The organism is Nostoc sp., from assembly GCF_036919895.1.
Lineage (GTDB): Bacteria > Cyanobacteriota > Cyanobacteriia > Cyanobacteriales > Nostocaceae > Nostoc.
The window spans coordinates 22,863-36,929 of sequence record NZ_JBALBW010000138.1 but is presented as its reverse complement, the minus strand read 5'-3'; the positions used below and the strand labels follow the sequence as shown (position 1 = coordinate 36,929).

Sequence of the window (14,067 nt, the reverse complement as noted above, 5' to 3'; positions counted from 1 at the left end):
AGGTACTGAATTTTTACCTTTTCCAATAGGGGCAAAATAACTATTATTTGTAGTGTATAACCTCTGAAAAAATTGACCAGCCTTCTCCTTCAAAGACGCAAGCGCGAACATCAGAAAAAGTCGCTCCTATATTGTTCGTGTCTCGTATCTCCCCAAGGTAAATAGATATAGAAAACAAGGCTGGTCGCTTTTTTTGCCCTAATGCACTAGCTAATCGCCTTCTTTTTCTTCAGCCAAATTCCTAGTAATCCTGCAACTGCTACTCCTCCAATAGCTGATGGCTCAGGCACAGCTTTTACACTCACACCATCTAAGTAGAGAAATGCATATTTATCCACATTCCCAAATTTTAACTCTGTGGATGATGCGTCTGCTGTGAAATTGAATTTATATGGCGTGTATGGTTGAAAAGAAATATTTTTTTGATCAAAAATTTTATTTCCACCTACAAATGTCTGAAATTGATTATCAAGCCAAGGGGCCTCATCTACAGATGCTAAATAGTAACTAAGTTCGTATTCTTGACCAGGTTGTGTAGAAAGCGTCTGTGATATGTAACTGAGGTTTACAAATCCACCAAGTGATAAGCCCTGATTACCACTATCATATTGAGGAAAATTGCTAATTTTAGTTAATGATGTATCGATCGGATCGCCAGATTTAATCCAGTCTGTAACATTAGGATTTGTAAGGTTGGGATCATTAGGATCTACGAGGGGATCGAATTCAAAACTTCCGTTTTTAACAAGTTCTGCTGCTTCTGCTGCTACATTATAAGTATTGTTAATCACAGCAGTGCTAATTAAGGTAGTAGTAACACTTAAAACAATAATTGAGAGTTTTTTAGTTAACTTCACGAAACTTGACTCCTAATAATTTAAATTTTCGACAATTAAGACAAGTTGATATAGCAGTTCTCACTTCAGCGCAATACAGTCTGAACCTCACCCCGTACTTGAGGCACGCAAATACTCCCCTGTGTGATGCTTTGGAGAGGGGTTACTGTAATTCATGCAAATGAGAACCGCTATAGTTACATCCATGCTGACTCTCAGTCGTGTCAAGAAAGCTAAATACTTCATCCTAGTTTAGAAGAGTTAGTTTTATTAAACTCAATTTTTCCCTTCATATTAAGGTATAGCTTTAACACTCACATCATCCAAATATAAAAACGCAAATTCGGCTTTGGAACCAAACTTTATCTCTGTGGATGTTTCTTTCGCTTTAAAAACTAACGAGTATTGCGTGTATCCTTGAAAAGCAATATCCTTTTTAACATCAACCTTTTTTGCACCTATAAAAACCTGAAATTTATTATTTAGGTCAGGTGCCTCCTCTGTTGATGCTAAATAGTAAGTAAGTTGGTAGTATTGACCCTTAACTGTAGGGATAGTCTGTGATAGATAGCTAATGTCTGAAACGTTCCCAAGCGATACCCCTTGGTTACCAGTGTAAGGAAAGTTGCTAATTCTAATAATTGCTGTATCTATCGGATCGCCAGACTTAACCCATCCTGTAATATTAGGATTTGAAATGGTAGCATCATTAGGATCTACGAGAGTATCCATTTCAAAGTCCCCGTTATAAATCAGATTTGCTCCATCTGCTTGTGCTGCTGATTTATAAGTATTGGTAATTACAGCAGTATGAACGAAGGCAGTGGTCAAACCACAAATAATAATTGAGAGTTTTTTAGTAAACTTCACGAAACATTACTCCAAATAGTTCAAAATTAACGACAGCGAGTACTTGATTGATTTACTTTCTGGCGATCAAGGTGCCTTAAATTGGTTAGATCGAAGAATACCCTGGGCAGTAGTACCACTTAAGTAGGTAGAAAAACTCTGTGCCGTTGATAGAACTGTAGTTCTGGTGAGTATACCCAATGGATAGACAATTGGATCGCTCTCTGACGGTTTGGCAGTTTCTACGACTTTTACTTTGTTAGAAATGAAAGCATCAGTTGTATAAACAAAACCTGCGTCAATAGTTTTATTTACACCTCCAACTACGATAGTTTTATTTTCAACAGCAGTTAAAACGGCACGTACATTGGGAGCAAGGGATAATTTAGGACTAACAGTATTGAAAATACCTCGGGTAGTGAGAACTTGTTTGGCATAATTTCCTGCTGGCACAACTGGAGGAGTACCTGTGTAGTCACCGATCGCAATACCAGTAATATTGGCGTTGGTCAAACCATTGATGCTAGTGAGAGCAGCACTACCAGCACTAATAGGAGGTGTCGTAGGTTTAATCAAAACTAGACTGTTTCTGGCAATGTTTTTACGGCTACCTGCTACCAACTTACTTGGGCTAGAATTCTGCAAGACATCTATTTGGTCGGTGGCAGCTGAAATGAAAATATCTGCTGGCGCTCCCGCTTGTATTTGGCTCAGTAAAGTACCAGAAGCACCAAACGTATAAACAATATTGACAGTCGGGTTAGCATTTTGGTACTGAGTTTTAATGGAATTCAGCGCATTTGTTAAGCTGACAGCCGCATACACGTTAAGGGTGGTTGCAGATTGTGCTGGCGAGAAATTGACAAACTGCAAGCCTATTACCAACATCATGCTGGTAACTGCTGTAGCCATCCAAGCAATAAGTCTTCTTCTGTTCATGAAAGTTATAGTGTGGGGAAAATATTACCGAAAAGTTTCATGGTTGAAATACCTGACTTACGCACAGGCAACAGAAAAATCAACCACACAGAATGCAGAGGATATGGATAAATGTGAGTTAGAGGCGGTTTTGGCGTAATTTCTACGCATGACAAATTTCTGGAAATAAATGGCCGATCGCAATTGCTAAAAGCATTAGTGTGATGAGCCGTTTATTATTTCCAAGTAGAATTACCCAAACAGCGAGTGAAATGTATTTAGTGATGAAATAATATCAGTTAAATACATTTATTACCAACAATTTTGGTTAACGAATCCTGACAAAAAGTTAAGGAAGGATATATGAATTTTAAAAATACCCTGAAATAGTTGTTTTATATAGGTTTTTTGCAAAATTATCAGACAATAAATAAATATCTAAAAATTTATTATTACCAAAAAAACCATTTTGTTTAGCTGTGCATTGTGACTTTGTTGGTAAGCTAGTACTGCACTGGTATTTTTGTACTAGTAAGCTGCGATCGCACCTATTGATGTGTAGAAAAAGGAAAAAGCAGCCATACCTGCGGTATATACATATAATTCTCTGTTTGATGTGTAGAAAAAGGAAAAAGCAGCCATACCTGCGGTATATACATATAATTCTCTGTTTGTATAAAAATATATATAAACTTTTATAGTATCAATAAAATTTTTTATTTGATATACGTCTAACGATAGATAGCTTTTATGGGAAAACAGTTTAGATTTGTAACAAGTTACACAGAACTAGGTAAAGCACATGGCCAACATAATTGACACTGCTACTAACAACGGTTCTTTCAAGACACTAGTTGCAGCAATCCAAGCGGCTGGTCTGGAAGGTACACTGAATGGCAATGGCCCATTCACCGTGTTTGCACCCACCGATGAAGCATTTAACAAGCTTCCAGCAGGTACAGTAGATGCATTACTGAAAGATATTCCCAAGCTGAAGAAAATCTTGACCTATCATGTTGTCTCAGGTAAAGTACTGGCTGCTGATGTAGCTAAACTGAAGACAGCTAAAACAGTTGAAGGTTCAGATGTAAAAATTGACGCTTCTAATGGCGTTAAGATCAATGATGCAAAAGTTGCAACAGCAGATGTTGCTGCTGATAACGGTGTTATCCACGTAATTGACACAGTTTTGATTCCTGCATAATCAAACTTCAGAATAGTAAACGCTATTTCTGAGACTGCGACTACCTATAGTCGTATCTTGATTACAATTTGGTTGGATATTTTCCAGTAAATACCAACTACCAACAAATCCATCTAGAAAGGATCTAGATGGATTTATTGTTTAATTAGGTGTAATCAAATTTTTAGTTTTGCCAAACCCAAATAACGGATACCTTCGGGGGAAATGTCAAAACGGCAAGGCAAGACTTCTAAACCGAGAGCGATCGCATCCCGTAATAATTTACCATAGACAGGATCTGTGCGATCGCCAGGTGAGAACTCTGTACAATCACCACGATTGATAAAGTAAAGCATCACCGCACGAGTTACAGGTAGCAGCGCCATTAGTTCTCGCAAGTGCTTTTGTCCTCTTGTAGTTTCCGTGTCGGGAAATAAAGCTAATCTTCCCTCAGACAAAGTTGTATTTTTCACTTCTAAATAAATTGGGCGTTCCTCATCACTCCCCGTCAAGAAAAAATCCACTCGACTTTTTTTATCTAGCCCATAAACCACTTCACTCTTGATTTGGCTATACTCGCTTAATTCCGGGAAAAGATGTTGCGCTAAAGCCAACTTTACCACCCGATTGGGCAAAAAAGTATTTATGCCTACCCAAGTCGGCTCATTATCATGTACCTGAATTAGTTCTAAAGTGTAAGCCAATTTGCGATTAAGATTATCGCTTTTAGAAAGCTGTACAGCACTTTGGAGAGTCGATACTCCAGTCATTGGCCCTGTGTTGGGACAATGTGCTGTCACTATTTCGCCAGAAGTAAGTTGAACGTCAGCAAAAAACCGCTTGTAACGCTTGAGTAAAATACCGGGATATAAAGCTGGGTAACGGTAAAGCCAATCTGTCATTATAAAACCTTGTTGCTGCTAGTAAATATACGCCGATTCCTTACTCACCTAACTCTCAACAGCAAATCTCTTTAGCAGCGACTCCATTGCGTGGCAGAAATCAAGCAAGTTTACATATCATAAATTGTCAATTTTTGTAGTTAAATTGACAACATAGTAATAAAAAGTAGCATACACTAAGTGTTATCAGCCTCCCATAAAAAAATTCGGGAGACTTTCAACGTGCAAGGAGGTAAATCCTATGCAAAAAGTGTGGACAGCGACGGAATTAGAATATGCTTTTCTGTTTACTTTAAGAAAAGTAAATTCAATCAATCTCGAAGGTTTCAAGCCATTTTTTAGTAATATGCCTGTTGACCCTTATATCAAAGGCAACTATCGTTCCAGAAGATTATCTCGGTTCACAGTTTCTGGAAATGAGTTAATCAAATTACCTCATGGATACTTCTTTCAAAGTAAGGAGTATAATCCATTATTAGGTGATATAAAAAGAGAGTTTACAGAGTTAGATGATGCACTCATCGAACTTGATATTTTTAGAAATCTTGTCTTAGCATTTAGTGATTCTTGTAAACTTCATCCTGAAGCTGAAATCGGAGTTCATCAAATTAGAATTAGTTGTTCGCCAGATAATTTTAGTAATCCAGCGCCTGAAGGTATCCATCAAGATGGTACTGATTTTATTGGCTTATTTTCAGTAGATAGAGATAATATCCAAGGTGGAGAAACACATCTTTATACTACAAAAAAAGAAAAACCTGTATTTAGCAAAGTTCTAAATCCGGGGGAACTTTTATTAGTTAACGATCATGAGTTTTTCCACTTTGCCAATCCCATAAAACCAAAAGCTGACGCTCAAGGAAGTTGGGATGTTTTTGTACTGACTTCTCCTAGCTTACTTTCAGAATAATTCTAATTAACTGTAAATATTTTGTGGTGTTTAGATCCCCGACTTCTCAAAGAAGTCGGGGATCTATCTTTTTATTTTACAATCTCTGAAATCTGGGGAATTGAATGTAGTCATTTCCCCAGTTTTTTTATTTGGAATTGGAAATCATTGGGCTGATAATGGTTTATCTAAAGTTGCCATATCAGTTAATAAATCTGTAATCTGGAGGTGCAAAATCTTTAATTGGGTAAATCCCTCTGATAAAATTTCCGGGATGTGTTGGTTTTAATTCACTGCAAATCCGAAATGAAGCAAAACCACGCTGAATACTTAGAATATTAAGGGTGAGTGGATAAGTTAGGCTACAAAGCAAGCTTGCTGGAATTCAACTAACTGAATCAACCAAACAAATGCTATGAATGACGAATTTTACAATAGAGGGTTGGAAAAGGCTAGGCGAAAAGACTACGCCGGAGCAATTGAGGAATTTAATCATGCTTTACAACTGACACCTTACTTAACTGAAGCTTACTTGCAACGGGGTTTAGCATATTATGACTCAGGAGCAATCCTTAAGGCTGTTTCAGATTATACCGAAGCCCTAAAGCTGAATCCTGAGAGTATAGAGGCGTATTATTGTCGTGCATTCGCTAGGGTGGCGCTGAAAAATTTACCGGGGGCGCTAGAGGATGTTGAACGCGCTATTCGTCTCAATCTGAATTATGCTGCGGCTTATAATCTGCGGGGGATGGTGCGGCGCAAACAGGGTTATATTCAAGATGCGATCGCTAATTTTAAAAAGGCTGCACAATTATATCTAGAACAACAGGATAAAGAAAACTGTCGCCTGTGCCTGGAACGAATTAAACAGTTACAACCCCAAGAATTACCTGTTGTACAGCAATCGCGTTCTACCAATGCGCCAATTTTATCCACCAATGATTATTTCACGCAGTTATTAGAAAAGGCTGAAAAGGGAGATACCCAAGAGGCACTGGCAGATTTAAACTGGGTATTAAAAGCCGATCCGCAAGATGCCCAAGCCTACTGCTGTCGTGGAGTTGTGCGTTGTAAAATGGGAAATTATCGAGAAGCGATCGCAGATTTTAATCAAGCATTGAGACTAAATTTTCAAGATGCCATTGTCTACCGCAATCGAGGTAAAGCCCGTTCTATCTTGGGAGATCATCAAGGTGCGATCGCGGATCTTAACCAAGCACTCCAGATGCAACCACAAGATCCCCTAGTCTATATTGCCAGAGGTAATGCCTATCGGACAACGGGTAACTATCTCGGTGCAATTCAAGATTACACCCAAGCACTGCAAATAAATCCTGATGATGCTCAAGCTTATTACAATCGCGGCATTGCCTATACTTGTTTAGAAGAAATCCAAAACGCTGTGGAAGATTATCAACGGGCGGCGAGTATTTTTTGTGAACAAGAAGACTGGGGAAATTATCAACAAGTCTTAAGTAGCCTAGAAAAAATCCAAAAATTTAGTCCCCAATCCAAAAAGCAAAAATATAACCAGCTACATCAGCGACTTTTAGGAATGGTTGGGGGATATTGGGAAATTGCTGAAAGATTGATTCAGCAAAAGCAGGATTATTTTCCTGGAATGTCAGACGAGTGGTATTTACAAAGGGTAATTGATGATTTAGAACGCGATCGCGGTAGATGAAGAGGCAGAGGATAGGGGAAAATTTGCCTCTCGAAGAACTGCTTTTATTCATAAATGCCACTAACCATATATGTAAATTCACCCGTACACTTGTTTGTACGGGTGAAGATGCGATCGCTCGCTTGTCAATTTCCGTCGTCAAAACACCTAACTGACTACCGCTTCAGTTTTTTCCTCGGCTTTTTCTTTTACTAGCACATAAGGCGTTTCTGCACCTTGTGCTAGATATTCAGCTAGCTGACTTTCAATTTGATCGCGCACAATTTGGCGATATTCTAGAAAATGCTCGTTGTGGGCGCAAGCAGAGATGTAATGCTCAATCACTCCAGGGTTATGCTTGAGAATACTAAACAAATGATGCCAGAATTTCCAACGAGTTTCCCGTTTGATTCCTTGTCGCCAAATCACAATTAGTAATGCTTTTACAACAATCCACTCTGGCATTTTTGCTGGCGCTTTCCAACTTGGTAAACCCATCATCAAGAAACAGCGATAGGTGCGATCCAAGTAACTTACTGGGTCGTATAAAGTACAAAAGGCTTCAATATATTCTCTGGCAAGTTCTTCCAGCGGACGGGTAGGAAGGAAGTTCATCAATGTTGTCTGATTGATGTTTCCATCTTGATTTTCCCGCAGTCGCCCTTCTTTTTTCAAGCGATGCCAAAGCGCAGTATTAGGTAACGCTTGCAACATGGCAAAGGTAGTTGAGGGAATTGCTGCTTGTTCTGCAAAACGGACAATGCGATCGCCTGCACCTACTTTTTCGCCATCAAAACCGATAATAAACCCAGCCATTGGGCGCAATCCGGCTTTGATAATGGTTTCCACTGCCTCAGTTAGAGAACTACGAGTATTTTGAAACTTCTTAGTCATTTGCAAACTATCCTCATCCGGCGTTTCGATTCCCAAAAACACCGCCGAGAAACCGCACTCAACCATTAACTCCAACATTTCTGCATCTTGCGCTAAGTCAATTGAAGCTTCAGTGTCAAATCGGAAGGGATACTTGTGTTCTGCCATCCAGACTTTTAACTCTTTCAGCAACAACTTTACATTTCGCTTGTTGCCAATAAAGTTGTCATCCACCATGAACACACCCCGCCGCCAACCCAATTCATAGAGGTAATCTAACTCTGCTAACAGTTGTGCTGGGGCTTTGGTGCGTGGTTTGCGCCCGTAGAGAACAATAATGTCGCAAAATTCGCACTGGAAGGGACACCCACGCGAAAACTGCACCGACATCATGTCATAAGCATCCAATTCTAATAAATCAAAGCGGGGTATTGGTGTGCCTGTGACATCAGGTTTTTCTGTGGCGCGGAAAATGCCAGAAGTTTCACCCCGTTGAATTGCCTCAATAAACATCGGCAGAGTGATTTCCCCTTCATCCAGAATCAGAAAATCTGCGCCAACATTTTCAACTTCGTGAGGTACAGAGGTTGGGTAAGGGCCGCCAACTGCGACTAACTTGCCACGTTTTTTTGCTTCCTGGATTTGGTCAAGTAAATCTTGTTTCTGGACAATCATCGCGGAGAGGATTACTACATCTGCCCATGCCCACTCTTCTTCTGTTGCTGCACGAATGTTGCGATCGACTAGCTTGAATTCCCATTCTTGCGGCAGAATGGCGGCTACTGTCACTAAACCCAGAGGTGGTAATAAAACTTTGCGATCGACTAATTCTAAGATTTTTTCATAAGACCAAAAGGTTTTGGGAAATATTGGATACACTAACAAGATTCGCATGTAGTATCAATCCTCACACTTTGATTGTTATCCCACTCTAACGAAAATAAAGAGCTATTGACTTTTTATTAAAGTTGTTTTATTGTGCCATTCATATTTTTACCTCAAATGCGCGACTGTAGCAGTTCTTGTTTGGATGCAACAATATGTTTGCCCCTAGCAGCTATTAGTTACTCATCTTCATCGGGTTCTAAATCATCGGCTGTCAATTCTTGATGGGGGATGGCGGCGATAATCGCATCTATTACTTTAGATACTGGTAATATCTCAATATTTAAATCGGGAAATTTTGTTCCTTTTGGCACGATCGCTCTTTTAAATCCCAACTTAGCAGCTTCTTTTAACCGCAGTTCCATTTGGGAAACCGATCGCACTTGTCCACCTAGCCCAACTTCACCGATTAAGACTGTACCAGGATCGACGATGCGATCGCGGAAACTGGCAACAATCGCGATCGCAATTCCTAAATCTACTGCTGGCTCTTCCACATTCAACCCACCCGCAGAAGCAACGTAGGAATCCAACTTAGACATGGGAATTCCCACCCGTTTTTCTAAGACGGCGAGGATTTGCACCAAGCGGTTATAATCTACGCCAGTACCAGCCCGACGGGGTGAAGGGTAGCTGGTGGGACTTACAAGAGCTTGCAATTCCACAACTATCGGGCGAGTGCCTTCGCAAGCAACGACAATAGCCGTACCAGGGGCGGGATCGTCACGGTTGCCTAAAAATAATTCTGAGGGGTTGTCAACTTCTCGCAATCCATCTGCCACCATTTCAAAGATGCCGATTTCATGAGTTGCACCGAAGCGATTTTTTACTGTGCGTAATAACCGATGGGAGGCAAAGCGATCGCCTTCAAAATACAACACCGTATCCACTAAATGTTCTAAAACTTTTGGCCCGGCGATCGCTCCTTCTTTGGTGACATGTCCCACAATCAGCATGGTGACATCTTCATGCTTCGCCACCTTCATCAGTGCTGCTGTACATTCCCGTACCTGAGCCACTGAACCGGGGGCTGAAGTCAAAGCGGGAAAAAATACTGTTTGGATACTATCAATCACCGCCACGTTTGGCTTTAGAGAATCTATTTCTCGTAAAATTTCTTCTAAATCTGTTTCTGGCAGCACATATAAATCTGCACCTATACTGTCAGGATCTATAGGAAGTGTCGGATCTACTACTACTGTTACCTCCTCCTCATTCACTACACTTAGGGTTTTTGATACTCCCAAACGAGAAGCTCGTAATTTTACCTGCTGTCCGGATTCTTCACCAGTTACGTAAAGAATGCGATATTTCTGTGCTAATTGATTTGATACTTGCAGTAGCAAAGTAGATTTTCCAATACCTGGATCGCCACCAATCAGCACCATAGAACCTGGGACAATGCCACCCCCAAGCACCCGATCCAATTCTCCATAACCAGACTCCCATCGAGCTATTTGGCGATCGGTAATTTGGTCAAATGTTAAGGAGGCTCGCGCTTTAGCTGGTTTACTGTGAGATTTGCCATTACCTTGAGCCGATTGCCAACTACTAACTCCTCCCCGGCTGGGTACATCTACTGAGGATTGAATAGAAATTTGTTCTTCTAGAGAGTTATAAGTGCCGCAAGCTGGACACTTACCAAACCACTGGGGTGATTCTGCCCCACATTCGTTGCAAGTGTAAAAAGTTTTTGGCTTTGCCATCTTAAATCTTATTAAATAATCTTAATATTTACTTAATTCCTGAAAAAAACTAAAAACTAATCATAGTAGTATTTAGAGCTTTTTCCAAATCAATTGATGGAATGATATCTTAATATTATGGTATTAAAAATTAATCATGTAAATTTTTAGTGAAGGAGCGTTGAAAACTTGGAAAGCCATAAAGAAAAAATCTTGGTGGTAGACGACGAAGCCAGCATTCGCCGGATTTTGGAAACGCGTCTTTCCATGATTGGCTACGATGTCGTGACGGCTGGCGACGGGGAAGAAGCATTGGATATTTTTCGCAAAACTGAGCCTGACCTGGTAGTTTTAGATGTAATGATGCCAAAGCTAGACGGCTATGGTGTATGTCAAGAATTACGAAAAGAATCAGATGTCCCAATTATTATGCTAACAGCCTTGGGTGATGTCGCCGATCGCATCACCGGGTTAGAATTGGGTGCTGATGACTATGTAGTTAAACCATTTTCCCCCAAGGAGCTAGAAGCCCGGATTCGCTCAGTACTGCGGCGGGTAGATAAAAATGGTGCTTCTGGCATTCCCAGTTCTGGGGTAATCCATGTTGCTAATATTAAAATCGATACGAATAAGCGACAAGTCTACAAAGGCGATGAGCGAATTCGATTGACGGGTATGGAGTTCAGCTTGTTAGAGTTGTTAGTCAGTCGCTCTGGAGAAGCTTTTTCTCGTTCGGAAATTTTGCAAGAAGTTTGGGGTTATACGCCAGAACGTCATGTAGATACCCGCGTAGTAGATGTGCATATATCCCGTTTGCGGGCAAAGTTAGAAGACGATCCTAGCAACCCAGAATTGATTCTGACAGCGCGGGGTACTGGTTATCTTTTCCAGCGAATTATTGAACCAGGGGAGGAGTGAGAGATGAGGGGGGAGGGAAGGATGGGAAGCAGAGGAAGCAGAGGAGCAGAAATTCTTTCTAATTCCCAGTCCTCAGTCCCCAATGACAAATGACAAATTACAATAACAATCGAGTTTTGCGTCGTCTACCCATTGTGGTGGGTGGGCTAGGCGCAGTGCTTTTGCTGATTAACCGTTTATTGACACCGGAATTAACCCAGTCGCAATCGCGTGGTGATGTGGTAGGGGTGATTTTGAGTGCGGTGTTAATTTTGACGGGTTTAATTTGGCAGCAAGTTCAGCCGCGATCGCCTGATATTGTAGAATTAATTGGAGAAGAAGGTTTTGTATTAGCAGCAGATTTACCCGAAGCCGTGAAAATAGAGCTAGCCTGGGCATCTCATTTATTGTTGACTAATACAGTAACGCGATCGCTAGTGGTTTATTACCAAGGTAAAGTTTTGTTGCGTCGCGGTATTTTGGGTACTAAATCTGAAGTTGTACCAGGAGTAATCTTAAAACAGGTACTCGAAAAACAAAAGCCAATTTATCTAGTTGCTCTAAAAATATATCCAGGTAGGCTTGAATTTGATTATTTACCAGAGAACACTCAAGGTGTAATTTGTCAACCGATTGGCAACCAAGGTGCGCTAATTTTGGGAGCGAATGCTCCTCGCAGTTATACCAAACAAGATGAAAACTGGGTTGCGGGAATTGCTGATAAATTAGCCGTTACTCTTAACTCTACTTTATCTAACCAAGGGACGTAAAAATTTAGCTTGATTGTCTGTGATAATAACTCGTAATTTGTAATTATTATATTGACTTGCTTGTATCTATAGCGGTTCTCAGTTGAGTGAGGTACAAGAACCCCAACCCCCTCCCCGCAAGCGATGAGGGGGCTATGATGTACCTTGTATGATTAGAAAACTCTATATAATTAATTACGAATTACGAATTATTAAGTCACCAAGAAGTTAAAAAATTCCACCCTTCCTTCTCTTCTGGTGTCTTTTCTTCTTTTTGTTCTTTTTCTTCTGATTCTTCTGATTCTTCTAATATGTTTAAATTGTTCTGTTGAATTAAATTATCATAAGCTCCAGAATCAACCCATTTTAATAATTCACCAGTCCGCATAACTACCCAAGAAAGCCCAGACTCTGTATAGCTTAATACTTTAGTGACCTGATCCACACTATCAAAGTTATTGGATGCAAACTCACGGGCTTGAACAAGGAAATCTTCGATGACAGCAGCAGTCAAGTACTCATCTGGCAAACCTGCTAGTTTCATCAGTGTAGTAGTTGCTACGTCAATATCTTGACAAGCAAGCATTGCAGCGCGATCGGCAGTAAACCTAGCCATCATCCGCCAATTATACAAACCCAATTCCATACCACCAGCTATCAAGCCACCCACACCCAGCGTGGTACTACTTAACAAATTTTTCAAAGTTGGCATCACAATTGCCATTTGGTGATAAACCATGTGCTGACTCTTAATGCGAGCAATTTCATGTCCGAAAACATAAAGTAACTCATCTGGATCGAGCCACTCCATTGCATCTAAATTGATACCAACAAGGGGTTTTTCTACCCCAACAATATAGGTTTCAATGTGGCCTGTGCCTTGAAATAGATACAGTTCAGGAAGTGGAGTAACATCAAGAATTTCGCAGGTTTCTACAAATGCTTGATGTAATTGGGGAAAATTACGGGACGAAATTTTAATTTCACTACCAAGGCTTTGCAGCCTGAGTAAGCGATCGATGCCGTATTCGTTAATTTTCTTGAGTAACAAGGAGACACCAGGCATATTTTGCAGAGAAGCCAAGGCTTTGCGATCGAAAGGGTGTTCGTAGGCTGCTGAACTCAGTCCAGTTAATATTTTTCTAGTCATTTTTTTAAGCTTTATCTTGGAGTTTTTGAGAAGTTCAGTTACTCAGTACGAACGGCTTGTACTTTCACTACACCTGTGATTAGGGGTTTTGGTTATGGCACAGCAGTAAACCACTTTCGTCATCGCGCAGCGTCTTTGCCAGGAGAAGGCATTTTTGCTTGGGTTTTAGGAGACCATAGTACTGAAACATTTAAACCTTTGTGGGGCATTGTTTGCTACTGGCAGTGCTATTTTTATGTTACCGATGGATGTATTGTTTACTCTAGTTTTCTTGAGGCAGGAGATCGTATCGTCAGTAAAATATATATGACTAGAGTAGAAGGTGAAAATACACGTTTACGTCACGATTTGGCACGCCTACATTAAAGAAGCAATAGAAATGGGGCTGCCCGTAACCGTCGGACTGCCCCATTCTATTTACGATCTCATAGATTTGTACCCACAGCCACAAGGAGGTCAGCCCAGTGTGCAGTACATTGCCATACCTTACAATGACCGCCGCGCCGTTCCATTCTACCTACCTACACCCAAGGGCAGACCCTTAGAAGAACTAAATTAGATGACTTTAAGGGCTTTGGGGTAGGGGTT

13 protein-coding genes and 2 pseudogenes are annotated in these 14,067 nt (G+C 40.5%); 8 read left to right on the top strand and 7 right to left on the bottom strand.

Going from position 1 to position 14,067, the window contains the following annotated elements; translation table 11 throughout:
• Positions 1-206: 206 nt before the first annotated feature.
• The 3 genes from V7K55_RS27180 to modA all read right to left on the bottom strand — a co-directional run bounded on the left by V7K55_RS27180 (position 207) and on the right by modA (position 2,624).
• The gene (locus V7K55_RS27180) at positions 207-857 is read right to left on the bottom strand and encodes a DUF642 domain-containing protein (protein ID WP_334836450.1); all 651 of its coding nucleotides are present in this window, start codon (positions 855-857) and stop codon (positions 207-209) included.
• 273 nt (positions 858-1,130) lie between these two features.
• Positions 1,131-1,706 carry a DUF642 domain-containing protein gene (locus V7K55_RS27175; protein WP_334836448.1) on the bottom strand — a complete coding sequence of 192 codons (576 nt, stop codon included), beginning with the start codon at positions 1,704-1,706 and terminating at the stop codon, positions 1,131-1,133.
• Positions 1,707-1,772: 66 nt separating this feature from the next.
• Complete coding sequence (modA, locus tag V7K55_RS27170) at positions 1,773-2,624, bottom strand: molybdate ABC transporter substrate-binding protein (protein ID WP_334836446.1); 852 nt, start codon at positions 2,622-2,624, stop codon at positions 1,773-1,775.
• 781 nt (positions 2,625-3,405) lie between these two features.
• On the opposite strand from modA, the gene V7K55_RS27165 reads away from it, so the two are divergent.
• A complete protein-coding gene (locus V7K55_RS27165; protein WP_094341130.1) occupies positions 3,406-3,807 on the top strand; it encodes a fasciclin domain-containing protein in 402 nt (133 codons plus the stop codon).
• Between the two features lie 155 nt (positions 3,808-3,962).
• Here the strand turns inward: V7K55_RS27165 and sfsA are convergent, their stop codons facing one another.
• Complete coding sequence (gene sfsA, locus V7K55_RS27160) at positions 3,963-4,688, bottom strand: DNA/RNA nuclease SfsA (RefSeq protein ID WP_334836444.1); 726 nt, start codon at positions 4,686-4,688, stop codon at positions 3,963-3,965.
• A 241-nt stretch (positions 4,689-4,929) separates the two neighbouring features.
• Here sfsA and V7K55_RS27155 point away from each other — a divergent pair, with 241 nt between their 5' ends.
• The 3 genes from V7K55_RS27155 to V7K55_RS27140 all read left to right on the top strand — a co-directional run bounded on the left by V7K55_RS27155 (position 4,930) and on the right by V7K55_RS27140 (position 7,416).
• Positions 4,930-5,598 carry a 2OG-Fe dioxygenase family protein gene (locus tag V7K55_RS27155; protein WP_334836442.1) on the top strand — a complete coding sequence of 223 codons (669 nt, stop codon included), beginning with the start codon at positions 4,930-4,932 and terminating at the stop codon, positions 5,596-5,598.
• Between the two features lie 394 nt (positions 5,599-5,992).
• Positions 5,993-7,261, top strand: a complete 1,269-nt coding sequence (locus V7K55_RS27145; RefSeq protein ID WP_334836440.1) for a tetratricopeptide repeat protein — start codon at positions 5,993-5,995, stop codon at positions 7,259-7,261.
• A gap of 23 nt (positions 7,262-7,284) precedes the next feature.
• The gene (locus V7K55_RS27140) at positions 7,285-7,416 is read left to right on the top strand and encodes a hypothetical protein (protein WP_334836438.1); all 132 of its coding nucleotides are present in this window, start codon (positions 7,285-7,287) and stop codon (positions 7,414-7,416) included.
• Here V7K55_RS27140 and V7K55_RS27135 read toward each other — a convergent pair.
• Together V7K55_RS27135 and radA are read right to left on the bottom strand one after the other, a co-directional pair.
• Positions 7,409-9,007: a B12-binding domain-containing radical SAM protein gene (locus V7K55_RS27135; protein WP_334836436.1), complete on the bottom strand. Its 1,599-nt coding sequence runs from the start codon at positions 9,005-9,007 to the stop codon at positions 7,409-7,411. The two genes, V7K55_RS27140 and V7K55_RS27135, sit on opposite strands and share 8 nt — an antisense overlap.
• A 170-nt stretch (positions 9,008-9,177) precedes the next feature.
• Positions 9,178-10,704 (bottom strand): DNA repair protein RadA, encoded by a 1,527-nt coding sequence (gene radA, locus V7K55_RS27130; protein ID WP_334836434.1) that lies wholly within the window; start codon positions 10,702-10,704, stop codon positions 9,178-9,180.
• 168 nt (positions 10,705-10,872) lie between these two features.
• Between radA and rpaB the strand changes: the two genes are divergently transcribed.
• Together rpaB and V7K55_RS27120 are read left to right on the top strand one after the other, a co-directional pair.
• A complete protein-coding gene (rpaB, locus tag V7K55_RS27125) occupies positions 10,873-11,601 on the top strand; it encodes a response regulator transcription factor RpaB (protein ID WP_334836432.1) in 729 nt (242 codons plus the stop codon).
• 89 nt (positions 11,602-11,690) lie between these two features.
• The gene (locus V7K55_RS27120) at positions 11,691-12,350 is read left to right on the top strand and encodes a cofactor assembly of complex C subunit B (RefSeq protein ID WP_334836430.1); all 660 of its coding nucleotides are present in this window, start codon (positions 11,691-11,693) and stop codon (positions 12,348-12,350) included.
• Between the two features lie 196 nt (positions 12,351-12,546).
• On the opposite strand, the gene V7K55_RS27115 is transcribed toward V7K55_RS27120, so the two are convergent.
• A complete protein-coding gene (locus V7K55_RS27115) occupies positions 12,547-13,479 on the bottom strand; it encodes a M48 family metallopeptidase (protein ID WP_334836428.1) in 933 nt (310 codons plus the stop codon).
• A gap of 89 nt (positions 13,480-13,568) precedes the next feature.
• Here V7K55_RS27115 and V7K55_RS27110 point away from each other — a divergent pair.
• A pseudogene (locus V7K55_RS27110) lies at positions 13,569-13,842 on the top strand (IS1 family transposase); the annotation flags it as partial.
• A pseudogene (locus V7K55_RS27105) lies at positions 13,841-14,038 on the top strand (SDH family Clp fold serine proteinase); the annotation flags it as partial. The pseudogenes V7K55_RS27110 and V7K55_RS27105, both read left to right, overlap by 2 nt.
• Positions 14,039-14,067: the final 29 nt, after the last annotated feature.

Excerpts from the sequence above, each read along its gene's own strand:
- modA (WP_334836446.1), bottom strand. The coding sequence starts at position 2,624 with ATGAACAGAAGAAGACTTATTGCTTGGATGGCTACAGCAGTTACCAGC.
- V7K55_RS27165 (WP_094341130.1), top strand. The coding sequence starts at position 3,406 with ATGGCCAACATAATTGACACTGCTACTAACAACGGTTCTTTCAAGACA.
- sfsA (WP_334836444.1), bottom strand. The coding sequence starts at position 4,688 with ATGACAGATTGGCTTTACCGTTACCCAGCTTTATATCCCGGTATTTTA.
- V7K55_RS27155 (WP_334836442.1), top strand. The coding sequence starts at position 4,930 with ATGCAAAAAGTGTGGACAGCGACGGAATTAGAATATGCTTTTCTGTTT.
- V7K55_RS27145 (WP_334836440.1), top strand. The coding sequence starts at position 5,993 with ATGAATGACGAATTTTACAATAGAGGGTTGGAAAAGGCTAGGCGAAAA.
- V7K55_RS27135 (WP_334836436.1), bottom strand. The coding sequence starts at position 9,007 with ATGCGAATCTTGTTAGTGTATCCAATATTTCCCAAAACCTTTTGGTCT.
- radA (WP_334836434.1), bottom strand. The coding sequence starts at position 10,704 with ATGGCAAAGCCAAAAACTTTTTACACTTGCAACGAATGTGGGGCAGAA.
- V7K55_RS27120 (WP_334836430.1), top strand. The coding sequence starts at position 11,691 with ATGACAAATTACAATAACAATCGAGTTTTGCGTCGTCTACCCATTGTG.
- V7K55_RS27115 (WP_334836428.1), bottom strand. The coding sequence starts at position 13,479 with ATGACTAGAAAAATATTAACTGGACTGAGTTCAGCAGCCTACGAACAC.